25 protein-coding genes are annotated in these 22,123 nt (G+C 72.3%); 14 read left to right on the top strand and 11 right to left on the bottom strand.

Going from position 1 to position 22,123, the window contains the following annotated elements:
* Positions 1 to 298: 298 nt before the first annotated feature.
* Both nrdR and KBX43_RS21405 read left to right on the top strand, forming a co-directional pair.
* Positions 299 to 799 (top strand): transcriptional regulator NrdR, encoded by a 501-nt coding sequence (nrdR, locus tag KBX43_RS21410; RefSeq protein WP_013284751.1) that lies wholly within the window; start codon positions 299 to 301, stop codon positions 797 to 799.
* Between the two features lie 34 nt (positions 800 to 833).
* A complete protein-coding gene (locus KBX43_RS21405) occupies positions 834 to 3,731 on the top strand; it encodes a vitamin B12-dependent ribonucleotide reductase (RefSeq protein WP_043325710.1) in 2,898 nt (965 codons plus the stop codon).
* A gap of 70 nt (positions 3,732 to 3,801) precedes the next feature.
* On the opposite strand, the gene KBX43_RS21400 is transcribed toward KBX43_RS21405, so the two are convergent.
* From KBX43_RS21400 to KBX43_RS21390, 3 genes are read right to left on the bottom strand one after another with little or no spacing between them, the layout of a single operon-like run.
* A complete protein-coding gene (locus KBX43_RS21400; RefSeq protein WP_082931023.1) occupies positions 3,802 to 3,984 on the bottom strand; it encodes a DUF397 domain-containing protein in 183 nt (60 codons plus the stop codon).
* Between the two features lie 52 nt (positions 3,985 to 4,036).
* The gene (locus tag KBX43_RS21395) at positions 4,037 to 4,204 is read right to left on the bottom strand and encodes a DUF397 domain-containing protein (protein WP_082931024.1); all 168 of its coding nucleotides are present in this window, start codon (positions 4,202 to 4,204) and stop codon (positions 4,037 to 4,039) included.
* A gap of 9 nt (positions 4,205 to 4,213) precedes the next feature.
* Entirely contained in the window at positions 4,214 to 5,056 is an 843-nt protein-coding gene (locus KBX43_RS21390; RefSeq protein WP_047891729.1) for a helix-turn-helix transcriptional regulator, read from the bottom strand.
* Between the two features lie 129 nt (positions 5,057 to 5,185).
* On the opposite strand from KBX43_RS21390, the gene KBX43_RS21385 reads away from it, so the two are divergent.
* From KBX43_RS21385 to KBX43_RS21355, 7 genes are all read left to right on the top strand, one after another.
* Entirely contained in the window at positions 5,186 to 5,374 is a 189-nt protein-coding gene (locus KBX43_RS21385; protein ID WP_064447123.1) for a hypothetical protein, read from the top strand.
* On the top strand, positions 5,371 to 5,550 hold the full coding sequence (locus KBX43_RS21380) for a hypothetical protein (protein ID WP_069089355.1): 180 nt from the start codon (positions 5,371 to 5,373) through the stop codon (positions 5,548 to 5,550). The genes KBX43_RS21385 and KBX43_RS21380 overlap by 4 nt, the downstream gene beginning before the upstream one ends.
* 211 nt (positions 5,551 to 5,761) lie before the next feature.
* Entirely contained in the window at positions 5,762 to 5,941 is a 180-nt protein-coding gene (locus tag KBX43_RS21375; protein ID WP_064447124.1) for a hypothetical protein, read from the top strand.
* A 49-nt stretch (positions 5,942 to 5,990) separates the two neighbouring features.
* The gene (locus tag KBX43_RS21370) at positions 5,991 to 6,950 is read left to right on the top strand and encodes a DUF2332 domain-containing protein (RefSeq protein ID WP_210886824.1); all 960 of its coding nucleotides are present in this window, start codon (positions 5,991 to 5,993) and stop codon (positions 6,948 to 6,950) included.
* Positions 6,951 to 7,023: 73 nt separating this feature from the next.
* Entirely contained in the window at positions 7,024 to 7,674 is a 651-nt protein-coding gene (locus tag KBX43_RS21365) for a class I SAM-dependent methyltransferase (RefSeq protein WP_064447126.1), read from the top strand.
* A gap of 58 nt (positions 7,675 to 7,732) precedes the next feature.
* Entirely contained in the window at positions 7,733 to 7,966 is a 234-nt protein-coding gene (locus KBX43_RS21360; RefSeq protein ID WP_069089357.1) for a DUF5522 domain-containing protein, read from the top strand.
* Positions 7,967 to 8,052: 86 nt separating this feature from the next.
* A complete protein-coding gene (locus tag KBX43_RS21355) occupies positions 8,053 to 8,601 on the top strand; it encodes a hypothetical protein (RefSeq protein WP_064447128.1) in 549 nt (182 codons plus the stop codon).
* Positions 8,602 to 8,607: 6 nt separating this feature from the next.
* Here KBX43_RS21355 and KBX43_RS21350 read toward each other — a convergent pair whose 3' ends face one another.
* Positions 8,608 to 9,294, bottom strand: a complete 687-nt coding sequence (locus tag KBX43_RS21350; protein ID WP_030502956.1) for a metal-dependent transcriptional regulator — start codon at positions 9,292 to 9,294, stop codon at positions 8,608 to 8,610.
* 98 nt (positions 9,295 to 9,392) lie between these two features.
* Here KBX43_RS21350 and KBX43_RS21345 point away from each other — a divergent pair, with 98 nt between their 5' ends.
* The 3 genes from KBX43_RS21345 to KBX43_RS21335 are packed head-to-tail and all read left to right on the top strand — an operon-like array spanning position 9,393 to position 14,059.
* Entirely contained in the window at positions 9,393 to 10,250 is an 858-nt protein-coding gene (locus tag KBX43_RS21345) for a sulfurtransferase (RefSeq protein ID WP_210886822.1), read from the top strand.
* A gap of 47 nt (positions 10,251 to 10,297) precedes the next feature.
* Positions 10,298 to 11,479, top strand: coding sequence for an acetoin utilization protein AcuC (locus KBX43_RS21340; RefSeq protein WP_210886818.1), 1,182 nt, complete (start codon positions 10,298 to 10,300; stop codon positions 11,477 to 11,479).
* A 24-nt stretch (positions 11,480 to 11,503) separates the two neighbouring features.
* Complete coding sequence (locus tag KBX43_RS21335) at positions 11,504 to 14,059, top strand: bifunctional GNAT family N-acetyltransferase/acetate--CoA ligase family protein (RefSeq protein ID WP_210886816.1); 2,556 nt, start codon at positions 11,504 to 11,506, stop codon at positions 14,057 to 14,059.
* 152 nt (positions 14,060 to 14,211) lie between these two features.
* On the opposite strand, the gene KBX43_RS21330 is transcribed toward KBX43_RS21335, so the two are convergent.
* From KBX43_RS21330 to sigB, 4 genes are all read right to left on the bottom strand, one after another.
* The gene (locus KBX43_RS21330) at positions 14,212 to 14,619 is read right to left on the bottom strand and encodes a VOC family protein (RefSeq protein WP_043325703.1); all 408 of its coding nucleotides are present in this window, start codon (positions 14,617 to 14,619) and stop codon (positions 14,212 to 14,214) included.
* Positions 14,616 to 15,107 (bottom strand): SRPBCC family protein, encoded by a 492-nt coding sequence (locus KBX43_RS21325; RefSeq protein WP_113971746.1) that lies wholly within the window; start codon positions 15,105 to 15,107, stop codon positions 14,616 to 14,618. Before KBX43_RS21325 ends, KBX43_RS21330 begins: the two co-directional genes overlap by 4 nt.
* A complete protein-coding gene (locus tag KBX43_RS21320; RefSeq protein ID WP_210886813.1) occupies positions 15,104 to 15,445 on the bottom strand; it encodes a helix-turn-helix transcriptional regulator in 342 nt (113 codons plus the stop codon). Before KBX43_RS21320 ends, KBX43_RS21325 begins: the two co-directional genes overlap by 4 nt.
* Positions 15,446 to 15,549: 104 nt before the next feature.
* Positions 15,550 to 16,536, bottom strand: a complete 987-nt coding sequence (gene sigB, locus KBX43_RS21315) for an RNA polymerase sigma factor SigB (protein WP_043325701.1) — start codon at positions 16,534 to 16,536, stop codon at positions 15,550 to 15,552.
* Between the two features lie 220 nt (positions 16,537 to 16,756).
* On the opposite strand from sigB, the gene KBX43_RS21310 reads away from it, so the two are divergent.
* Positions 16,757 to 17,545 (top strand): sporulation protein, encoded by a 789-nt coding sequence (locus KBX43_RS21310; RefSeq protein WP_043330535.1) that lies wholly within the window; start codon positions 16,757 to 16,759, stop codon positions 17,543 to 17,545.
* Here KBX43_RS21310 and dtd read toward each other — a convergent pair.
* Together dtd and KBX43_RS21300 are read right to left on the bottom strand one after the other, a co-directional pair.
* A complete protein-coding gene (gene dtd / locus KBX43_RS21305) occupies positions 17,542 to 17,964 on the bottom strand; it encodes a D-aminoacyl-tRNA deacylase (protein WP_069089362.1) in 423 nt (140 codons plus the stop codon). The two genes, KBX43_RS21310 and dtd, sit on opposite strands and share 4 nt — an antisense overlap.
* Positions 17,964 to 19,448, bottom strand: coding sequence for a methyltransferase (locus KBX43_RS21300; protein ID WP_187694061.1), 1,485 nt, complete (start codon positions 19,446 to 19,448; stop codon positions 17,964 to 17,966). Before KBX43_RS21300 ends, dtd begins: the two co-directional genes overlap by 1 nt.
* Positions 19,449 to 19,628: 180 nt before the next feature.
* On the opposite strand from KBX43_RS21300, the gene KBX43_RS21295 reads away from it, so the two are divergent.
* Positions 19,629 to 20,849, top strand: a complete 1,221-nt coding sequence (locus KBX43_RS21295) for a S8 family peptidase (RefSeq protein ID WP_043325696.1) — start codon at positions 19,629 to 19,631, stop codon at positions 20,847 to 20,849.
* A 74-nt stretch (positions 20,850 to 20,923) separates the two neighbouring features.
* Here KBX43_RS21295 and KBX43_RS21290 read toward each other — a convergent pair whose 3' ends face one another.
* Entirely contained in the window at positions 20,924 to 22,123 is a 1,200-nt protein-coding gene (locus KBX43_RS21290) for a type II toxin-antitoxin system HipA family toxin (protein WP_043325695.1), read from the bottom strand.

Raw genomic sequence — 22,123 nt, 5'->3', positions numbered from 1 at the left:
GGGCCGTGTCCAGCGCGGGAGGCCGTCCGTTGGGCTCCTCGGCGGGGTCGCGCCGACCGTGATTCTGATGACGCGCCGGACACGCCCGCCAACTTGACCTCGCTTGGGGTTCGGCATACGGTCGACCCCTAGATGTAGTAGTCACACGGGCGTAAGTCGCCCACAGGTTGGGTTCAACTACCGAACGCACTCCCGCACCGCGCATCCGGCGACGGTCATCGGACGATGACTCCGCCGTGCCGACGTGTGCCCGGGAGCCGGTAGGTGTGCCCGCGATCGACGCCAGGAGGTCGGGCCCATGCGCTGTCCGTACTGCCGGCACGCCGACTCCCGGGTGGTCGACTCGCGGGAGGCCGACGACGGCCAGCTCATCCGGCGACGGCGGTCCTGCCCGGAGTGCGGCAAACGGTTCACCACCGTCGAGGAGGCGGTGCTCGCGGTGGTCAAGCGCAGCGGGGTGACCGAGCCGTTCAGCCGTACGAAGATCATCGGCGGGGTGCGCAAGGCGTGCCAGGGGCGGCCGGTCGACGACGACTCGATCGCGCTGCTGGCACAGAAGGTCGAGGAGACCGTACGGGCCAAGGGGGCGGCCGAGATCCCCAGCCACGAGGTGGGCCTGGCCATCCTCGGCCCGTTGCGCGACCTCGACGAGGTGGCCTACATGCGGTTCGCCAGCGTCTACCGGTCCTTCGACTCGCTCGCCGACTTCGAGCGGGAGATCGAGACGCTGCGGGCCGCCGCGCGCGCCCGGGAGGGCGCCGGTGCCGGTGCGGCGGACGCCGCCGGCGCGATCAGCTGACATTTTCGGGTTTCTGACAGGTACACGAGGCGCGGTGGGTGACCGTGCCGACGAGGGGGGCGAGGGCGTGACGACCAGCAGGTCACGGAACAAGGCCGGGGCGGGGCTGAAGATCGAGCGCGTCTGGACGACCGAGGGGGTGCATCCCTACGACGAGGTCACCTGGGAGCGCCGCGACGTCGTCATGACGAACTGGCGGGACGGCTCGATCAACTTCGAGCAGCGCGGGGTGGAGTTCCCCGAGTCCTGGTCGGTGAACGCGGCGAACATCGTGACCACCAAGTACTTCCGGGGCGCGGTGGGGACCCCGGAGCGGGAGTGGTCGCTGCGGCAGCTGATCGACCGGGTGGTCGACACCTACCGCACCGCCGGTGAGGAGTACGGCTACTTCGCCACCCCGGCCGACGCCGAGGTGTTCGCGCACGAGCTGACCTGGATGCTGCTGCACCAGGTGTTCAGCTTCAACTCGCCGGTGTGGTTCAACGTCGGCACGCCGTCGCCGCAGCAGGTCAGCGCCTGCTTCATCCTGTCGGTCGACGACTCGATGGACTCCATCCTCGACTGGTACAAGGAGGAGGGGCGGATCTTCCAGGGCGGCTCGGGCGCCGGGGTGAACCTGTCCCGCATCCGTTCCTCGAAGGAACTGCTCTCCTCCGGCGGCACCGCCTCCGGCCCGGTCAGCTTCATGCGCGGCGCGGACGCCTCCGCCGGCACCATCAAGTCCGGCGGCGCCACCCGGCGCGCGGCCAAGATGGTCATCCTCGACGTCGACCACCCGGACATCGAGGAGTTCGTGGCGACCAAGGCGCGCGAGGAGGACAAGATCCGCGCGCTGCGCGACGCCGGGTTCGACATGGACCTGGGTGGCGCCGACATCGTCAGCGTGCAGTACCAGAACGCCAACAACTCGGTCCGCGTCTCCGACGAGTTCATGACCGCCGTGGAGAACGGTGGCGGCTTCGACCTGCGCGGCCGGCTCGACGGGCAGACCATCGAGACGATCGACGCGAAGAAGCTGTTCCGCACCATCTCCCAGGCCGCGTGGGAGTGCGCCGACCCGGGCCTGCAGTACGACGACACCATCAACGACTGGCACACCTGCCCGGAGACCGGGCGGATCACCGCGTCGAACCCGTGCTCGGAGTACCTGCACCTGGACAACTCCTCGTGCAACCTGGCCTCGCTGAACCTGATGAAGTTCCTGCGCGCCGACGGCGGCTTCGAGGTGGAGAAGTTCGTCAAGTCGGTCGAGTTCGTCATCACCGCGATGGACATCTCGATCTGCTTCGCCGACTTCCCGACCGAGAAGATCGGTGAGACCACCCGCGCCTACCGGCAGCTCGGCATCGGGTACGCCAACCTGGGCGCGCTGCTGATGGCCTCCGGCCTGCCGTACGACTCGGAGCAGGGCCGGGAGGTGTCCGCCGCGATCACCTCGCTGATGACCGGCACCGCCTACCGCCGGTCCGCCGAGCTGGCCGGCATCGTCGGGCCGTACGACGGCTACGCCCGCAACGCCGAGCCGCACAAGCGGGTCATGCGCAAGCACGCCGCCGCCAACGACGCGATCAAGCCGACCGGCACCGTGGGCACCGCCGTGCAGCGCGAGGCGACCAAGCAGTGGACGCTGGGCAACAAGCTCGGTGACAAGCACGGCTGGCGCAACTCGCAGGCCAGCGTGCTCGCCCCGACCGGCACCATCGGCCTGATGATGGACTGCGACACCACCGGCGTCGAGCCGGACCTGGCGTTGGTGAAGTTCAAGAAGCTGGTCGGTGGCGGCTCGATGCAGATCGTCAACCAGACCGTGCCGCGCGCCCTGCGCAGCCTCGGCTACCCCGAGGAGCAGGTCGAGGCGATCGTCGAGCACATCGCCGACCACGGCCACGTGGTGGACGCCCCGGGCCTCAAGCCGGAGCACTACCCGGTCTTCGACTGCGCCATGGGCGAGCGCTCGATCGCGCCGATGGGCCACGTGCGGATGATGGCGGCCGTCCAGCCGTTCATCTCCGGCGCCATCTCCAAGACGGTCAACATGCCGGAGCAGGCCACCGTCGAGGACGTCGAGAAGATCTACTTCGAGGGCTGGAAGCTCGGCCTCAAGGCGCTGGCGATCTACCGGGACAACTGCAAGGTCGGCCAGCCGCTGTCGGCGGCGAAGAAGAACAAGAGCACCGTCGAGACCCAGGCCCCGGCCGCCGAGCCGGAGAAGGTCGTGGAGAAGGTCGTCGAGTACCGCCCGGTGCGCAAGCGGCTGCCGAAGAAGCGCCCGTCGGAGACCATTTCCTTCTCGGTCGGCGGCGCGGAGGGCTACCTCACCGCCTCGTCGTACCCGGACGACGGTCTCGGCGAGGTCTTCCTCAAGATGTCGAAGCAGGGCTCGACCCTGGCCGGCGTGATGGACGCCTTCTCGGTGGCCATCTCCATCGGTCTCCAGTACGGCGTCCCGCTGGAGACGTACGTCAGCAAGTTCACCAACATGCGCTTCGAGCCGGCCGGCATGACCGACGACCCGGACGTGCGGATGGCCGCCTCGGTGATGGACTACATCTTCCGTCGCCTGGCGCTGGACTTCCTGCCGTACGACCGCCGCGCCGAGCTGGGCATCTTCACCGCCAAGGAGCGGGCCGCCCAGCTCGCGGCCGAGGCGGAGGCGGAGGCGAGCGGTGCGGACCTCACCGCGATGGCCGCCTCCGCCCCGGTCGAGGCGCCGGAGCCGAAGACCGGCCCGGTCGCGCAGCCGGCGCAGGAGATGGCCGACGTCGCCGCGGTCAAGCCCGCGCCGGTGGTGGGTTCCAGCACGGAGCTGCTGGAGGCCGTGATCGGCAAGGCCGCCGACGCGCCGCTCTGCTTCACCTGCGGCACGAAGATGCGGCCCGCCGGTAGCTGCTACGTCTGCGAGGGCTGCGGCTCCACCAGCGGCTGCAGCTGACGACCGACCGAAGACGCGAGCGCGGCAGGGACCTCCCTGCCGCGCTCGCGCGTGCTTTGGCGAGTCGGGCTCAGCGCAGGGTACGGAGGAACACCTGCCACGGCTGACGCCCAAAGCGCAGAACCGGGCCGGACGCATCCTTGCTGTCGCGGATCAGGATGCTCCCGTTGACTGCGGCAATCTCAACGCACGCTCCGCCGTTGTTGTCGCTGCGACTCGATTTGCGCCACTTGATGCCGATCCGGTCTGTCATGCCACCTCCATTTCCTGCCAGCGCCTGGCACGAGCACCGCCGAGGTGGGCGCTCAGCGCAGGGTGCGGAGGAACGCTTGCCACGGCTGACGCTTGAAGCGTAGAACCGCGCCGCCTGCATCCTTGCTGTCGCGGACTTCTACTGCCTGGTCGGCGTATCTCGCTTCGACGCAGGCTCCGTTGGTGCCGCTCCGGGTGCTCTTGCGCCACTGCGAGTCCACGTCCGCCTCCTACTCCACGGGCAGCGCGCCTCGGATTGCTTTGATCATTGCCGCCGAGTCGGTTGGCGACAGGGCCGCGGCGCGCAGGCTGTTGAACACCACCGTACAGCGGCGCACATCCTCGCCCTCCGCGTAGAGATCGCCCGTCAAACCCTCGATGTACACCACGCTGGGGCCGTCAGCGAAGTTGAGGATGTGGAAGCTCGACAGCATGGAAGCGTAGGCACCTTCCCGGAACGGGATCACCTGGACCGTGACGTTCCATCGGCTGCCGGCGTCGAGCAAGGCGGTGAGCTGGTCGGCCATGACGGCTGCACCACCGATCTGGCGGTGCAGGACTGCTTCGTCCAGTACAGCTACCAGGCGGAGCTTGCCCGACGAGATCAGCTCCTGGCGGTGCGTCCGGACGGCGACTCGCCTCTCGACCGCCTCGGGTGAAGGTTCGAAGGCATCCTCCGCCATCATCGCCCGCGAGTATGCCGGTGTCTGGAGCAGGCCCGGCACGACAAGCGTCTCGAAGGTCTGCACCTCCTCGGCTGCGGATTCCAATCCGATGTACTGCCGATACGACGAGGGTAGATCCCCGTATTTCGCCCACCAGCCGCGCTGCTTCCCGGTGCGCGCCATCGACAGCAGCGTGTCGCGCAGTTCGGCATCGGTGACGCCGTAGCGATCAAGCAGCGCGTTGAGCGCAGGGCCTTTGATACCGACCCGACCGGCCTCGATGCGGCGCAGGGTGCTCGCGGTCACCTCGATTGCCGCCGCTGCTTCCTCGGCGGTGACATCGGCCTGCTCTCGCGCTTTGCGTAACTGCGCCCCGAGCTGGAAGCGAACGAAGGTCGGACTTTCCATGCCGGTGATTGTGCCGCCGGCCGGCGTGCGGTGGACACGCGACACGCCCGCACGACATGCGCGCACATCGTTGACTGACTGAAAATGCGCGCGCAAAATTACCCGCGCATGAACAAAGTAGGAGGCGGCATGCGTGCTCGTGTGTCGTACGAGGAGTACGTGTTGGCGGTCGCGCTGACCCTCGCCCGGCGGCACCGTCCGGTGTGGTCCTGGCGACGCTGGCGGTGGATCTGCCGCTGCGGTGCGGAACTGCCGTGCCGCGCACGCCATCGCATCCCGATCCGTCGCGGCCACTGGCCGGGTGAGGAGCAGACGTGACGGAGCCGCAGGTCCGGCAGATCCTGTCGGTACACGTACCCGGCGTCGACGGCTTCTGCACGGGGTGCCGGGCATGGTGGGCGCGTCTGTGCCCGTACCCCTGTCAGCAGGTCGAATGGGCGGCCCGCAGGCAGGCGCGGACCGCCACCCGGCGCTTCCTGGACGGCCTCCGGTGACCACCCACGGGCCGGTTCTTCCGGTGTGGAGCTGCGGTGGGTGTGGCGCTCCGTGGCCCTGCCCGACGCGGCGTCGCGAGCTGCGGGCCGAGTTCGCCGGAGCGCCGGTGTCGTTGAGCTTGTACATGGGGTCCTATCTGGTGTGGGCGGCGGAGGATCTGACCTGGGTACCGGCCGGGGTGTTGCATCAGCGCTTCCTCGGGTGGGTGCGATGAGTGTCATTCGGCCGGGCGACGAACGGTTCCACTACTGCGACGGCTCGCACCGGTGGGTGCCGCTCGATCCGGACTTCGACCAGGAGGTCTGGGAGGCCATGGTGCGCGAGCACCAACAGCGGCACCTGGAGGAGATCTCCCGAGGGCTTCGTCCCCGTCGGCCCAAACTTCCGTAGGTGCCCACTGTCACAGCCCATCGCGTACGCGAGCTGGAATGCTCGGGGGATGAGCACGACCGACATCTATCGGGCGTTCGCCGAGCGTGAGGCGCGCGGCGTGTCCCCGGCGTACGAGCGGTTGTCGCGGGTGGTCGCCGGTGACCCGGAGTTGCTCGCCCTGCTCGACACGCTGCCGCCGGCCAAGCGTCAGCCGAACCTGCTGTTCGGGGTGGTGCGGCTGCGCGGCGGGCCGGTGGACGACCCGGCGGCGTTCCGCGCGTACGTGATGGGGCACTGGCCGGACGTGGCGGCGCAGATGCGGGTGCGGGCGACGCAGACGAACGAGGCGGGACGCTGCGCGGCTCTGCTGCCGGTGCTCGCCGCGTTGCCGCAGCCGCTGGCGTTGCTGGAGGTCGGCGCCTCCGCCGGGCTGTGCCTCTACCCGGACCGGTACGCCTACCGCTACGGCGATCGGCGGATCGGCGACGGCGAGCCGTTGCTCGACTGTGACCTGACCGGCGCCGAGCCGCCGGAGCGGCGTCCGGAGGTGGTGTGGCGGGCCGGGCTGGACCTGAACCCGCTCTACGTCACCGACCCGGCCGACGTGGCCTGGCTGGAGGCGCTGATCTGGCCGGAGCACCGGCACCGCCGGGACCGGCTGCGCGCCGCGGCGGCGGTCGCGGCGGCCGATCCGCCACTGCTGGTACGCGGTGACCTGGTGGACGACCTGCCCGCGCTGGCGGCGCAGGCCCCGCCCGGGGCGACGCTCGTGGTGTTCCACAGTTCCGTGCTCTACCAGGTGCCGAAGGCGCGCCGGGACGCGTTCACCGCGCTGGTACGGACGCTGCCCGGTCACTGGATCGCCAACGAGGACCCGTCCGTGCTGCCGCACGCGGCGCTGCCCGAGCCACCCGCCGAAGGCTTCCACAACGTGCTGGCCCTGGACGGCCGCCCCCTGGCCTGGACCAGAGGCCACGGCCAGGCCCTCACCTGGCTCCCCACCCCCACCCCAACCCCGAGCGCGTGATCATGAAGTTGGCGGTGCGACACGCCGACGCGGCGACCGTCAACTTCATGATCGAGGGGTGGGGCAGGTGGGTGTGAGCGAACCCGGGTGGCTGGTGGAGACGCGAGCCGCGTACGACACGGTCGCCGAGGACTACGCGCGGCTGCTGCCCGACGTGGTGGAACCACCGCTGGACCGGGCGCTGCTGGCCGCGTACGCCGAGACGGTCGGGCCGGGCCGGCCGGTGCTGGAAGTGGGCTGCGGCACCGGTCGCGTCACCGCCCACCTGCACCGGCTCGGCCTGGACATCGGCGGCGTCGACCTGTCGCCCGGCATGGTGGCGGTGGCCCGCCGCGCGTACCCGGAGCTGCGTTTCGAGGTGGGCTCGCTGACCGAGCTGACCGTGCCCGACGCCTCGCTGGCCGGGCTGGTCTCCTGGTACTCGATCATCCACCTGCCACCGGAGCTGCTGCCCGGGGTGTTCGCCGGTTTCCACCGGGCGCTCGCCCCGGGCGGTCACCTGCTCCTCGCGGTCAAGGCCGGTGACCGGTGCGTACGGCTGGAGCGGGCGTACGGCCACGACGTCGCGTACGACGTGCACTGGCTGCCGCCGGAACGACTGGCCGCGCAACTCGCGACGGCCGGGTTCACGGTCTCGGCGACGCTGGTCCGCGCGCCGGTCGCCACGGAGCGGCAGTCCCAGGCGTTCCTGCTGGCCGAGCGGACCATCCGTGGGGGATGTTAAAAGGGGGCCCCTCCTATGCAGAAAACGTTAAGCAGGGGCCCTTCCTTACACTTCAGCGGTGCGTGACGAGCTGGCGGACCGGCCGCTTACCGAACCGCACCCGTCGCGGCTGTCGCCGGATCACCCGGGGCGGGACCGGATCCTGGCCGTGCACGCCGCCGCCCTGGCCGCCGGGGAGGCCGGCTACCTGGATCCGGAGACCGGACTGTTCGTGCTCAGCGCGGGCTTCCTGGCCCGGCGTGGTACGTGCTGCGGGCGAGGATGTCGGCACTGTCCGTACGTAACCGATTAGGGGCTTCCGTCCCCGCGCGGGCACGCCGTACGGTGTCCGACGGAACTCCGGCGGGTCGGACCCGCCGCCGACCGCGGAGGTCTCCCGTGCGTGCCCGAATCTGGCTGGCCGTGCCGGCCGTCCTGCTCGCCGCCGGCTGCGCCGAGGAGGCCCCGACGGTCGACGTGCCGACGGAGCCGCGCCCACCGGTCGCGGTCGCGGCCGCCTCCTCGGGCGGCGCCTGCCGGCTGCTCGACTTCGCGGTGATCGCCGAGCACACCGGTGGCGAGTTCGACGTGGCCGCCGCCACCGAGCGGGGCGACACGCACACGTGCGTGGTGCGCGCGGCCGGGGCGGTGCTGCCGGAGCTGACGCTGTCGGTCACCGAGACGTCGATCGACGCGGCCACGTTCACCCTCGACGTGCAGCCCAGCGGCGCCACGAAGATCACCAAGCTGGGTAAGGCCGGCTATCGGCGCACGCTGCCCAAGACCGCGAAGGCGGGCCCGGTCGCCGAGGTCGGCTGGCTGGCCACCGAGGGCCGGCTCGCCACCCTGCGCTGGACCGCCCCCACCGGCACCGCGAAGGCGGAGGCGGACAAGACGGCCGGCAAGCTGGTCACGCTGGCCAAGGTGATCGACACCCGCCAGCTCTGACCCGGGTCAGCGGGCCGCGACGAACACCCGGGACGCCACCTCGCGGGGCAGGCGGACCCGGTCGCCGGAGCGGTCGATGGAGACGCCGTCGCGTTCCTGCGCCACGGTCACCGTCGCGCCCGGGTCGACACCGGCTGCGTGCAACTGCCGGAGCACGTCCGAGTCGGTCTGCACGCTCTCGCAGATGCGGCGCACCACGACCTGGCCGGACAGGCCCGGGAAGGCCAGGTTGCGCTCGCTCTCGCCGGCCTCGACCGTCGGCTGGCCCGGGTCGCCCAGCTCCTCCAGGCCCGGGATCGGGTTGCCGTACGGCGAGCGGGTGGGGCGGTTGAGCAGGTCGAAGACCCGCTTCTCCACCGCGTCGCTCATCACGTGCTCCCACCGGCAGGCCTCTTCGTGGGCCTCCTCGTAGGGCATCCCGATCACGTTCACCAGCAGCAGCTCGGCCAGCCGGTGCTTGCGCATCACCGACACGGCGGTGTTGCGACCCGCCGGGGTGAGGCTCAGGTGCCGGTCGCCCTCGACCGTGAGCAGGCCGTCCCGCTCCATCCGCGCGACGGTCTGGCTGACGGTCGGGCCGCTCTGCTTGAGCCGCTCGGCGATGCGGGCACGCAGCGGCGGCACACCCTCCTCCTCGAGTTCGAGGATGGTGCGCAGGTACATCTCGGTCGTGTCAACAAGGTCGTGCTTCACGTCAGCGGCCTCCCGGGCACCGATGGTACCCGTTACCACCGACCATCGACGGCAGGCGAAGCCGGAGGTGGCGGCCCGGATGGTGTTGACTGGACCGCATGTCCGCCACCGCAGACCTGCTGGTCGAGCCCGACCGGCTCGCCGCCGAACTCGATCATGCCGATCCGCCGACCCTGCTCGACGTCCGCTGGCGGCTCACCGGCCCGCCCGGCCGCGCGGACTACGCCGCCGGCCACCTGCCCGGCGCGGTCTTCGTCGACCTGGACACCGAGCTGTGCGGGCGGCCCGGCGCCGCCGGCCGGCACCCGCTGCCGGACCCGGCGGCGTTGCAGGCCGCGCTGCGGGCGGCGGGTGTCCGCGCCGGTCACCCCGTTGTCGTGTACGACGGCGGCGACGGGATGTCCGCCGCCCGGGCCTGGTGGACGCTGCGCTGGGCGGGCCACCGGCAGGTGCGGGTGCTGCACGGCGGCTACCCGGCCTGGACGGCGGCCGGCCTGCCGGTCGACACCGGCGTACCCGCCCCGGCGCCGGGCGACGTGACGGTGGCGCCGGGCGCGCTGCCGGTGCTGGACGCCGCGCGGGCCGCCCGGCTCGCCGCCGCCGAGCCCGGGGTGCTGCTCGACGTACGGGCCGCGCCGCGCTACCGGGGCGAGCACGAGCCGGTCGATCCGGTCGCCGGGCATGTGCCGGGCGCGGTCAACCTGCCCGCCCCGGAGTACGTCACGCAGGGGCGGTTCCCGGATGCGGACGCGCTGCGGGAGCGGTTCGCCGCCGCCGGGGTGGACGCGGACGCGCCGGTCGGGGCGTACTGCGGCTCCGGGGTGACCGCCGCGCAGGCCGTGCTCGCGTTGCACCTGGCCGGCCGCCCGGACGCCGCGCTGTACGTCGGCTCGTGGAGCGAGTGGGTGGCCGACCCGGACCGTCCGGTCGCCACCGGTGGCACGTCCGGCCGGTGAGCGTACGTCAGGTGGGCGCACCCGGGCCCACGTGCGACGATGGCCGCATGGCCGACGACACGGTGGTGGTGTGGGACGAGGCTCTCCTCACCTACGACATGGGCGACCATCCGCTGGACCCGGTCCGGGTCGAGCTGACCATGGCGCTCGCCCGCGAGCTGGGCGTGCTGGACCGGCCCGGCGTGCGGCTGGTCAAGCCCGAGCCGGCCGACGACGCGCTGCTCACCCGCGTCCACGATCCGGCCTATTTGGACGCGGTCCGGGCCGCGCCGCGCGACCCGCTGTTCGCCGGGTTCGGCCTGGGCACCTCGGACAATCCGGTCTTCGACGGCATGCACGAGGCGAGCGCGCTGATCGCCGGCGCCACGGTGGCCGCCGCCGAGGCGGTCTGGCGCGGCGAGGCCCGCCGCGCCGTGAACGTGGCCGGCGGGCTGCACCACGCCATGCCCGCCCGCGCCGCCGGCTTTTGCGTCTACAACGACCCGGCCGTGGCCATCGCCCGCCTGCTCGACCTCGGCGCGCAGCGGATCGCGTACGTGGACGTGGACGTGCACCACGGCGACGGCGTGCAGGAGATCTTCTACCGCGATCCGCGGGTGCTCACCATCAGCCTGCACGAGACGCCGCTCGCGCTGTTCCCCGGCACCGGGTTCCCGGACGAGACCGGCGGGCCGGGCGCGGAGGGCACCGCCGTCAACGTGCCGCTGCCGCCCGGGGTCGGCGACGCCGGCTGGCAGCGCGCGTTCCACGCGGTCGTGCCGTCGGTGCTGCGCGCGTACCGGCCGCAGGTGCTTGTCACCCAGTGCGGCGCCGACGGGCACCGCAAGGATCCGCTGGCCGACCTGCACCTGTCGGTGGACGGGCAGCGGGCCACCTACCGCTCGCTGCGCGCGCTCGCCGACGAGCTGTGCGACGGCCGCTGGATCGCCACCGGCGGCGGCGGGTACGCGCTGGTCGAGGTGGTGCCGAGGGCCTGGACGCACCTGCTCGCGATCGCCACCGGCGAGCCGGTCGACCCGGCCACGCTGACCCCGCCGGGTTGGCGGGACCTGGCCGCGCGGCGGCGACCCGGGCACGAGGTGCCGCTGCGGATGACCGACGACGTCGACCCGTCGTACCAGCCGTGGCAGCCCAGCGGCGAGCCGAACGCGGTGGACCGGGCCGTCGCGGCCACCCGCAAGGCGGTCTTCCCGCTGCTCGGGCTCGACCCGCACGACCCGCGCGACTGAGCCGGCGGCAGGGAGGACCGACCGGTGACCACCGTCGAACAACCGGTGGACGTGCTGCTCAGCGACGGTACGACCGTCCAGCTGCGACAGATCCGTCCCGAGGACGCGCCCGAGATCGTGGCGATGCACGGCCGCTTCTCCGAGCGCACCCGCTACCTGCGCTACTTCTCGCCGTACCCGCGTATCCCGGAACGCGACCTGAAGCGCTTCGTCAACGTCGACCACCGCGACCGGGAGGCGTTCGTGGTGCTCGCCGGCGAGCGGATCGTCGCCGTCGGCCGGTACGAGCGCCTCGGCCCCGCCTCGCCGGAGGCCGAGGTGGCGTTCGTGGTCGAGGACGCCTACCAGGGCCGGGGCATCGGCTCGGTGCTGCTGGAGCACCTGGCCGACGCGGCCGGACGCAACGGCATCGTGCACTTCGTCGCCGAGGTGCTCCCGGCCAACGGGGCGATGCTGCGGGTCTTCGCCGACTTCGGCTACCAGGTCCAGCGCCAGTACGCCGACGGCGTGGTGCACCTGACCTTCCCGATCGCGCCGACCGAGGCGACGCTTGAGGTGCAGCGCGGCCGGGAGCACCGTACCGAGGCCCGCTCGATCGCCCGGCTGCTCGCGCCACGCGGCATCGCCGTCTACGGCGCCAGCACCACCGGCCAGGGCGTCGGCGCGGCGCTGCTCGGGCACCTGCGCGACGGCGGGTTCACCGGCGCGATCGTGCCGGTGCACCCGAGCGCGGCGACGGTGGCGGGGCTGCCCGCGTACCCGTCGGCGGCCGACGCCGGCCAGGACGTCGACCTCGCCGTGGTGGCGGTCCCGCCGGACGCGGTGACCGACGTGGTCCGCGACGCGGCCCGGGCGGGCGCGCACGGCCTGGTGGTGATCTCGGCCGGGTTCGCCGAGTCCGGCCCGGCCGGCGCGGCGGCGCAGCGCGCGCTGGTCCGCGCCGCGCACCTGGCCGGCATGCGGGTGGTCGGCCCGAACTGCCTCGGCGTCGCCAACACCGACCCGGCGGTACGCCTCAACGCCACGCTCGCACCGGTGCTGCCCGCGGCGGGCCGGGTCGGCGTGTTCAGCCAGTCCGGCGCGTTCGGGGTGGCGCTGCTGGCCGAGGCGTCCCGCCGTGGGCTCGGCCTGTCCAGCTTCGTGTCGGCCGGCAACCGGGCCGACGTGTCCGGCAACGACCTGCTGCAGTACTGGCAGGACGACCCGGCCACCGACGTCATCACGCTCTACCTGGAGACGTTCGGCAACCCGCGCAAGTTCGCCCGGCTGGCCCGGCGCATCGGCCGCAGCAAGCCTGTGGTGGCGCTCGCCTCGCTGGCCCGGCCGCCGGGCGTGGGGGAGGCGCCCGCGCTGGACGCGGCGGCGGTGAGCGCGCTGTTCGCCCAGTCCGGGGTGATCCGGGTGGACACCGTGTCCGAGCTGCTCGACGTGGGTGTGCTGCTGGCCCACCAGCCGCTGCCCGCCGGGCGGCGGGTCGCCGTGGTGGGCAACTCGTCGGCGCTGACCGGGCTGGCCGCCACCGCCTGCGCCGCTCAGGGACTGACGGTCGCCGACGGGTACCCGCGGGACGTCGGGCCGAGCGCCGGGGCCGCCGCGTACGCCGCCGCGCTCGGTGACGCGGTCGCCGGCGAGCGGGTGGACGCCGTGGTGGCGGTGTTCGCGCCGCCGCTGCCGGGCCAGCTCGCCGACCCGGTGGCCGACTTCGCCTCGGCACTGCCCGACGCGCGGGTCACCGGCAAGCCGGTGGTGGCGACGTTCCTCGCCGGGCTGGTGCCGGCCGGGGTGCCGGCGTACCCGAGCGTGGAGGAGGCGGTACGCGCGCTGGGCCGGGTCACCGCGTACGCGGACTGGCTCCGGCGGCCCGCTGGGGTGCTGCCGGAACTTCCCGACGTGGACCGCACGGCCGGGCACGCCGCGCTGCGCCCCGACGGGGCCGACGCGGCGGCGTTGCTGCGCGCGTACGGCATCGACGTGGTGGAGTCGGTCCCGGCGACCACGACGGAGGAGGCGCTGGCCGCCGCCGAGCGGCTCGGCTGGCCGGTGGCGCTCAAGGCCGCCGCCCCCGGGCTGCGGCACCGCCTCGACCTCGGCGCGGTACGCCTCGACCTGGCCGACGCCGCCGCGCTGCGCCGGGCGTACGCCGAGATGGCCCCGGCGTTCGGCGCGGAGGTGCTGGTCCAGCCTATGGTCGCGCCCGGCGTGGCGTGCGTGGTGGAGTTGGTGGAGGATCCGGCGTTCGGGCCGGTGGTCGGGTTCGGGCTCGGTGGCGTGGCGACCGAGCTGCTCGGCGACCGGGCCTGGCGGGCGGTGCCGCTGACCGACCGGGACGCCGCCGAACTGGTCGACGAGCCCCGGGCCGCGCCGCTGCTGCACGGGCACCGGGGCGCCGCGCCGGTGGACCGGGAGGCGCTGGTCGACCTGCTGGTGCGGGTCGGGCGGCTCGCCGACGAGCAGCCCCGGGTGCGGTCGCTCACGCTCAACCCGGTGCTGGCCCGGCCGGACGGCATCTCGGTGCTGCACGCCACCGTGCGCACCGGCGCGGAGGTGGCGCGCCCCGACACCGGCCCCCGCCGCTTGTAAGGAAGGGCCCCTTATTAACGCCTCCGGTAGAGGAAGGGCCCCTTCTTAACAGCGCCCGCCCGCGCGACCCGCAGCGCCCGCCCGCGCGACCCGCAGCGCCCGCCCGCGCGACGGCCGCGCGCCGCCGCGCCCGACCGCGGGCGCCGCAGCGCTCAGCCGCGGGCGGAGATCTGCTGCACCGACCACCCGTTGCCGTCGGGGTCGCGGAAGAAGACGAAGCCGACGTTGTCCAGCGGGTGCGGCACCGGGTGCGGGTTCTGTCCCATCACCTGGATTTCGCTCACCTCGACGCCCCGCTCGACCAGTTCGGCGCGCGCCCGTTCCAGGTCGGCCACGACGAGTTGCAGGCCCTTGAGTGAGCCCGGCGGCATCTCCGGTACGACGCCCCGGCCGAGGACGATCGAGCAGCCGGAGCCCGGGGGAGTGAGTTGCACGATCCGCCCCATCCCGCCGAGATCGGTGTCGTGGTCGACGGCGAAGCCGAGCCGTTGCGCGTAGAACTCCTTGGCCCGGTCCAGGTCGGAGACCGGTACGACCACCACTTCCAGCGTCCAGTTCATGTTGTCGCTCCTGTCGTCGCAATGGTGTGCAGCACGGCGGTGAGCCGGTCGAACGCCTCGCTCAGGCCGCGGATCATCGGGTAGCGCAGGACGGTGTCGCGGCCCTGCGGGGTGGCGTAGCGCAGGTGGGTGACGACTGTCGTCCGGTCCGCCGAGCCGGTGAAGTCGTGCCGCACCAGCGTCTCGCCCGGGTAGGACTGGTCGTCGAAGAGTTCGGTGCAGACCAGCCGCGCCGGCGGGTCGATCTCCCGGTACGTGCCGCCCTGGGCCATCAGGTCGCCGTCCGGCCCGCGGGAGACGAACCGCCAGCGTCCGCCCACCCGCAGGTCCACCTCGCACTCGACGAGATGCCAGCCGCGTGCGCCCCACCAGCGCATCAGCAGTTCGGGGCGGGTGAAGGCGGCGAACACCAGATGCCGGGGAGCGGCGAAGTCGCGGCTGAGCCGGATCTCCCGGTCGCCGTGCAGGGTCACGGTCAGGTCGGTCACCGCTGCTCCTCGGCGGTCAGTTCGGCGAGCACCTCGTCCAGGCGCGCGTAGCTCTCGGCCCAGTAGTCCCGGTAGTTCGCCAGCCACGCCACGGCCTCCCGCAGCGGCCGGGCGTCGAGCCGGCAGGGGCGGCGCTGCGCGTCCCGGCCGCGGGTGACCAGGCCGGCGCGTTCGAGCACCTTGAGGTGCTTGGAGACGGCCGGCTGGCTCATCGCGAACGGCTCGGCCAGCTCGGTGACTGTGGCCTCCCCGGCGGCCAGCCGGGCGAGGATGGCCCGCCGGGTGGGGTCGGCGAGCGCGGCGAAGGTGGCGTCGAGCAGATCCGGGGGCACGTCCATAACCTCCTGGTTGTGTAACCATTCGGTTCTATACGCTGGGAGGTGCCCCGGTCAAGCGCGACAGGCCCCGGCGAACCGCCGGGGCCTGTCGGGGCAGGGGTGGATCAGCAGGCGTACGCCTCCAGCCGGTTCGCCCGCTCCGGGTCGCGCAGCTTCAGCAGCGTCACCTTCTCGATCTGCCGGATCCGCTCCCGGGACAGCCCGAACTCGCGGCCCACCTCGTCCAGCGTGCGCTGCCGGCCGTCGTCCAGGCCGAAGCGCAGCCGGATCACCGCCTGCTCCCGCTGGGACAGCGTGGCCAGCACGATCCGGACCTCGTTGCGCAGCTCGCCGTTGGTGGCGGCGTCGCCCGGCTCGGTACGCGGGTCGACGGCGGCGACGAAGTCGCCGAGCGCGCTCTCGCCGTCCTCGCCGACGGCCTGGTCCAGGCTGACCGGCTCCCGGTCGTAGGAGATCAGCTCGATCACCTGGAACTCGGGGATCTCCAGCGCCACGGCCACCTCGCTCACGGTGGGCTCGCGACCCAGCGACACGGACAGCTCACGGCGTACCCGGACCATCCGGTTGACCTGCTCGACCATGTGCACGGGGATGCGGATGGTGCGGGCCTGGTCGGCCATGGCGCGGGTGATGGCCTGGCGGATCCACCAGGTGGCGTAGGTGGAGAACTTGTAGCCCTTGGTGTAGTCGAACTTCTCGACGGCGCGGATGAGGCCGAGGTTGCCTTCCTGGATGAGGTCGAGGAAGGCCATGCCGCGACCGGTGTAGCGCTTGGCGATGCTCACCACCAGCCGCAGGTTCGCCTCCAGCAGGTGGTCCTTGGCGGCGCGGCCCTCGGCCGCGATCAGCGCCAGATCCGCGCGCAGCTCGGCGGAGACGGGGGTGCAGGTGGCCAGCTTCTCCTCGGCGAAGAGGCCGGCCTCGATCCGCTTGCTCAGCTCGACCTCCTGCGCCGCGGTGAGCAGCTTGGTGCGGCCGATGCCGTTCAGGTACGCCCGGACCAGGTCGGTGGAGACGCCGCGCTCGTCGGTGGCGTCGAGGTCCGTGAGGGTGACGTCCATGTCCTGGTGCTCGATCATCTGCTGGGTCATCTCTGTTCTCCCCGTGTCCGACGTGCCTACCGGTCCCGTGCCGCCCACGCGGTGGGGGCCGATGACAAACAGCTTGGCGGTCGGGGCGTGAGACGGGAGTGAGGCGATCGGGGACCCGACAGGAATCCACGTGGGAATCCGGCATTCCCTTGTCCGGCGCGGTTACCGTGCCACCGACCGGCCGTCGGGGCCGGCCCGGCACTGATGATCGGAGAACGTGGTGGTCTTCAAGCGGCTCATGCAGGCGATGGGTGTGGGCGGACCGTCGGTGGAGACGGTCCTGGCCAACCCGAACTGTCGCCCGGGCGGCGTTCTGGAGGGCCGGATCCAGGTGGTCGGCGGCGACCACCCGGTGGACGTGAGCTACGTCGCGCTCGGTCTGGTCACCCGGGTCGAGGTGGAGAGTTCCGATTCGGAGTACGACGTCAACCAGGAGTTCGGCCGCGCCCAGATGACCGGCGCGTTCCGGCTGGAGCCGGGGCAGCGCTACGACGTGCCGTTCCGCTACCAGGTGCCCTGGGAGACCCCGCTCACCGACCTGTACGGCCAGCACCTGCACGGCATGACGATGGGTCTGCGTACCGAGCTGGAGGTGGCCCGGGCGGTGGACAAGGGCGACATGGACGCCGTGTCGGTGCACCCGCTGCCCGCCCACGAGCGGCTGCTGGAGGCGCTGCTGCGGCTGGGCTTCCGCTTCGCGCGCGCCGACGTCGAGCGTGGGCACATCTACGGCGTACGCCAGCAGTTGCCCTTCTACCAGGAGATCGAGTTCTACCCGGCGCCGCAGTACGCGGGCGCGATGAACCAGCTCGAGGTCACCTTCGTCACCGATCCGCAGCAGGTGCACGTGGTGCTGGAGCTGGACAAGCGGGGCGGTCTGTTCACCGAGGGCCGCGACGCCTTCGGCCGGTTCACGGTGGACCACGCCACGGCGGAGCAGACCGACTGGGCCGCCCAGCTCGACGGCTGGCTGCGGCAGTCGCTGTCCCGCCGTGGGCTGTTCTTCTAGAGGTCGAGCACGAGGGTCCGGGGACCGACGTTGACGCTCTCCACCAGCATGTGGGCGCGGAAGCGGCCGGTCTCCACCTTCGCGCCCCGGGCGCGCAGCTGTTCGACCACCGCGTCCACCAGGGGTTCGGCCACCTCGGCGGGAGCGGCGGCGGTCCAGCTCGGCCGCCGGCCCTTGCGCGCGTCGCCGTAGAGCGTGAACTGGCTGACCACCAGCAGCGGGGCGCCGACGTCGGCGGCGCTGCGTTCGTCGTCGAGGATGCGCAGCTCGTGCAGCTTGCGGGCCATCGTGGCGGCCACCTGCGGGGTGTCGGTGTGGGTGACGCCGAGCAGCACCAGCAGCCCGTCGGTGATCTCACCGGTCACCTCGTCGTCGACTGTCACCCGGGCCCGGCCGACCGTCTGCACCACCGCCCGCATCAGTCGGTCACCGGCTCGATGATGCCGCGCTCGACCAGGTGCGCCACGATCGGCCCGGCCGCCTCGGCCAGCTCGTCCGGCGTCACGTCGTGCGCGGCGGCCAGCAGCGAGAGCTGGTCGCGCAGCGGCAGCCGGCCGTCCGCGCCGCCGACCAGGGCGAGCACCAGCGGGTCGATCTCCTCCGACCAGCGCAGCCCGCGCGGCATGGCCAGGACCTGCCGGTCCACCGCCCAGCCGTCGTCGCCCATGGTGGCCTCCTGCCGGAGCTGGAGCCCTTCGGCGGCGCGGTAGCGGGCGGCGAGCAGGCCCTCGGTGTCCCGGGCGCGCAGCCAGTCCTGCCTGGTGAACCACTCGCCGATCCGGTCGCCCAGCGGCGGCTCGACCCGCTGGCGCAGGTCCTCCACCCGGACGACCGGCCGGGCGTGGCCGGAGCGGCGCAGCGAGACGATGCCGAAACCGATCGCCTCCACCTTGTGCGCGTCGAACCAGTCCAGCCAGGCTGCCATCCGCTGCGGGTCGGCGCTCTCGCCGACGTCGGTCAGCCAGAGGTTCACGTACGCCATCGGGTCGGCCACCTCGCGCTGGATGACCCAGGCGTCCAGGCCGGTGCCGGCGAACCAGCCGGTGACCCGCTCGGCCCAGTCCTCACCGGTGACGTGCACCCAGTTCGCCAGGTACTGCATGGTGCCGCCCTCGGTGAGCAGGTCCGGCGCGGCGGCGGCCAGTTCCGCGCCGATCGCGTCGCCGACCCGCCCGGAGTCCCGGTAGACGTGCGTGGTTGTGCCCGGCCCGACCACGAACGGCGGGTTGCTGACCACCAGGTCGAAGCGGCGTCCGGCCACCGGGGCGACCATGTCGCCGCGCAGCAGTTCCCAGTCCTGTCCGTTGAGGGCGGCGGTGGTGGCGGCGAACCGCAGCGCCCGCTCGGAGACGTCGGTGGCGGTGACCCGGCGGGCGTGGGTGCCCAGGTGCAGCGCCTGTACGCCGGAGCCGGTGCCGAGGTCGAGTGCGGTGTCCACGACCGGGCGTACGGCCGCCGAGATCAGCGTCTGGGTCGCGCCGCCGATGCCCAGCACGTGCTCGGCGTGCAGCGGACGGCCGGGCCGGGCGCTGGCGGGCACGTCGGCGAGCACCCACCAGTCGTCGCCGTACGGCTCCAGGTCGACTCCGGCGCGCAGGCCGTCGCCGTGCCGCTCGACGATGCCCCCGGCCAGCGCCTCGTCCAGCGCCAGCGGGGCCAGCGCGTCGGCGACCGCCGCCTCCGGCTCGGTCTGGTCGCAGATGAAGACGCGGATCAGCGTGGCCAGCCGGTCCCGGTCCTCGGTGGCGCGCAGCGCGGCCCGGTAGTCGTTGCGGGCCACGCCGCCGGTGCCCTGCGGGCCCAGGCGGTCGGCGATCCCGTTGGCGGTGAAGCGGGCGAGTGTCAGCGCGGTGCGCAGCGCGTCGACCCCGGCGGGGGAGAGCAGCATGTCGTGACGGTCCACGTGCTCATCCTGCCTCGGGCGCCGTCCGGCGTGGCGCGCACCCGCCGATCCATAACGTGGACCGTATCTATCGGCAACTATCTCTTTCATGTTTGTCGATCTCTGGTTAGCATTCCTGCCAACATCCGTCGATGGGGTGATCCGGCCACAAACCGGGCTGCCCCGGTAGGGAGCCAGACGATGCCCGACGTGTCCCTTCCCCGGCGCCGCGCGCTGCGTGCGCTCGCCGTCACGGCCGCCGCCGCGGCCTTCGCCGCCGCCGCCTCCACGCCCGCTCTCGCCGCACCCACCGGGGAGATCCGGTACGCCGGTGCCGCCGACGCCGTCAGCGGCAGCTACGTGGTCGTGCTCAAGGGCGACGCGGTCGGCACCGCGAACACCCTCGCCGCCCGTACCGCCGTCCCGGACCGGGCCGCCGGCCTGGCCAAGCGCTACGGCGGCAACGTCGGCACGGTGTGGAGCTCCGCTCTCACCGGCTACAGCGCGAAGATGACCGCCGCCCAGGCGCGCCGGCTCGCCGCCGACCCGGCGGTCGCGTACGTCGAGCAGGACCGCGTCATGACCACCCAGGGCACCCAGACCGGGGCCACCTGGGGCCTGGACCGGATCGACCAGCGCAACCTGCCGCTGAACAGCACCTTCACCTACCCGAACACCGCCAGCAACGTGCGCGCCTACATCATCGACACGGGCATCCGCACCACGCACAGCGACTTCGGCGGCCGGGCCACCTGGGGCACCAACACGGTCGACACCAACAACACCGACTGCAACGGCCACGGCACCCACGTCGCCGGCACCGTCGGCGGCACCAAGTACGGCGTGGCCAAGGGCGTGCGCCTGGTCGCCGTCAAGGTGCTCAACTGCTCCGGCAGCGGCACCACCGCCGGCGTGATCAGCGGCGTCAACTGGGTCACCTCGAACGCGGTGAAGCCGGCCGTGGCCAACATGAGCCTCGGCGGCGGCGCCAGCACCACGCTGGACAACGCGGTGGCCAACTCGATCAACTCCGGCATCACGTACGCGCTCGCGGCCGGCAACTCCAGCGCCAACGCCTGCAACTCGTCGCCGGCCCGGGTCGCCGCGGCGATCACGGTGGGCGCCACCACCAGCACCGACGCCCGTGCCTCCTACTCCAACTACGGCTCCTGCGTGGACATCTTCGCCCCGGGTTCGTCGATCACCTCGGCGTGGCGGACCAGCGACACCGCCACCAACTCGATCAGCGGCACCTCGATGGCGTCCCCGCACGTGGCCGGCGCGGCGGCGCTCGTGCTGTCCGCCAACACCTCCTACACCCCGGCTCAGGTGGCCAGCTACCTGACCAGCAACGCCACCACCGGCAAGGTGACCAGCCCGGGCTCGGGCTCGCCGAACCGGCTGCTCTTCGTCGTCAACTGACGACACGGGTGACCTGACCACACCGTGGGCCGCGGCCCGGTGGACCTCCCAGAGGTCCGCCGGGCCGCGTCACGTCAGTGAGCGGACTGACAGATCGGCAGGCTCGTCAGCCGCTGGGAGTAGTGGTCGGCCAGGGCCGGAAAACGGGCATGAGTCTCGTTCATCAGGCCGCTGTGCCACGCCTCGCGGAGGCGGTCCACCGTCCGGGCGACCGTCTCCAGTGTGCGGCCCGGATCACCGCCTGCACCGTCCGCCAGTCGGTGGAAGTGCTCCTGGTCGATGAGCGCCGGGACGGTCTCGGCGCCGAGGCTGAGCGCCAACGGCGACCAGCGGTAACGGGAATAGACCGACAGTGAGTGGAAGTCGTAGACCGGAGCCAGGCGTGGCGTGCGGCCGTCCGGATAGATCAGGGCCCAGTTCTTCAGGTGCCCGTCGGTGTTTCCGACCACCAGCATCGCGACCAAGCGGCTGATGAAGTCGAGGTAGCCGTCCTCTCCGGTGAGTTGGAGGATCGCTGCGGCCAACGTGTCGTAGCTCGCGCCCGACTCGCTGTACTTGAACATCGGCCCGATGTCCGCAACCTGGGCGAAGTCCTCCACGTGGATACGCCCGGTGGTCGACCGGTCGAACCGCCGGATGAGGTAGACGAGGTCACCGGGATCGATCATTCCGTCGGGGAGACCCTTCACGGCATCCGCCCGGATCAGGTCCACCGGCGGCACCGGGAAGTCAGCCGCGCGAAGCCAACTCATCGTGAGGTACTCGTTGACGGGAAGATTTCGCAGGCCCTGGTCGGGCAGCTTCACGATCCACCAGGAACCCTGCCCGCTCACGGGAACAGCCAGGCGGTCTGCGGAGATCGAATACTTGAGCTGCACGCCTGCCAGGGAATGCCGCAGAGGATGGTTCGCTTCATCCAGCGCGTTGGAGATCACGTCATCCGCCGGCTCGACATCGGCGTGAACCGTCACCGCCCCCGGCAGGTTGCCGCCCACACGTAGCAGCAGCGTGAAGTCGCCGATGTTCCCCCCGCCCAGTTCCCGGACGATCTGGCGGCGGAGGGCACCCTCCGGCAGGAGGTTGGCGAACCAGGCGGGCAGGCCCACCCTCGCCCGCCGGATCGCCCGCGGATCGTCCTCGAAGACCTGCCCCAGCACTTGGTGCCGGGGCGAGGCGAGATCGTCGTCGTAGCTGAACTCCGAGCCGCCCTGCCGGAACCTCAGCTCGCCTACCTGTCTACCGTGCAGCCGTACTTCGGCAGTGACGACTGCCAT

It is taken from the genome of Micromonospora sp. C41, from assembly GCF_018070485.1.
In the GTDB taxonomy this organism is placed as follows: domain Bacteria; phylum Actinomycetota; class Actinomycetes; order Mycobacteriales; family Micromonosporaceae; genus Micromonospora; species Micromonospora chalcea.
Note: the sequence above shows the minus strand (reverse complement) of the source record. Positions and strands in the feature narration are given on the sequence as shown.

Bases quoted from the DNA above. Each gene is read 5' to 3' on its own strand.
- KBX43_RS21295 (WP_043325696.1), top strand. From the start codon at position 19,629: ATGCCCGACGTGTCCCTTCCCCGGCGCCGCGCGCTGCGTGCGCTCGCC.
- KBX43_RS21340 (WP_210886818.1), top strand. From the start codon at position 10,298: ATGGCCGACGACACGGTGGTGGTGTGGGACGAGGCTCTCCTCACCTAC.
- KBX43_RS21290 (WP_043325695.1), bottom strand. From the start codon at position 22,123: ATGGCAGTCGTCACTGCCGAAGTACGGCTGCACGGTAGACAGGTAGGC.
- KBX43_RS21330 (WP_043325703.1), bottom strand. From the start codon at position 14,619: ATGAACTGGACGCTGGAAGTGGTGGTCGTACCGGTCTCCGACCTGGAC.
- nrdR (WP_013284751.1), top strand. From the start codon at position 299: ATGCGCTGTCCGTACTGCCGGCACGCCGACTCCCGGGTGGTCGACTCG.
- KBX43_RS21345 (WP_210886822.1), top strand. From the start codon at position 9,393: ATGTCCGCCACCGCAGACCTGCTGGTCGAGCCCGACCGGCTCGCCGCC.
- dtd (WP_069089362.1), bottom strand. From the start codon at position 17,964: ATGCGGGCGGTGGTGCAGACGGTCGGCCGGGCCCGGGTGACAGTCGAC.
- KBX43_RS21385 (WP_064447123.1), top strand. From the start codon at position 5,186: ATGCGTGCTCGTGTGTCGTACGAGGAGTACGTGTTGGCGGTCGCGCTG.
- sigB (WP_043325701.1), bottom strand. From the start codon at position 16,536: ATGACCCAGCAGATGATCGAGCACCAGGACATGGACGTCACCCTCACG.
- KBX43_RS21375 (WP_064447124.1), top strand. From the start codon at position 5,762: ATGAGTGTCATTCGGCCGGGCGACGAACGGTTCCACTACTGCGACGGC.
- KBX43_RS21400 (WP_082931023.1), bottom strand. From the start codon at position 3,984: ATGACAGACCGGATCGGCATCAAGTGGCGCAAATCGAGTCGCAGCGAC.
- KBX43_RS21320 (WP_210886813.1), bottom strand. From the start codon at position 15,445: ATGGACGTGCCCCCGGATCTGCTCGACGCCACCTTCGCCGCGCTCGCC.
- KBX43_RS21390 (WP_047891729.1), bottom strand. From the start codon at position 5,056: ATGGAAAGTCCGACCTTCGTTCGCTTCCAGCTCGGGGCGCAGTTACGC.
- KBX43_RS21370 (WP_210886824.1), top strand. From the start codon at position 5,991: ATGAGCACGACCGACATCTATCGGGCGTTCGCCGAGCGTGAGGCGCGC.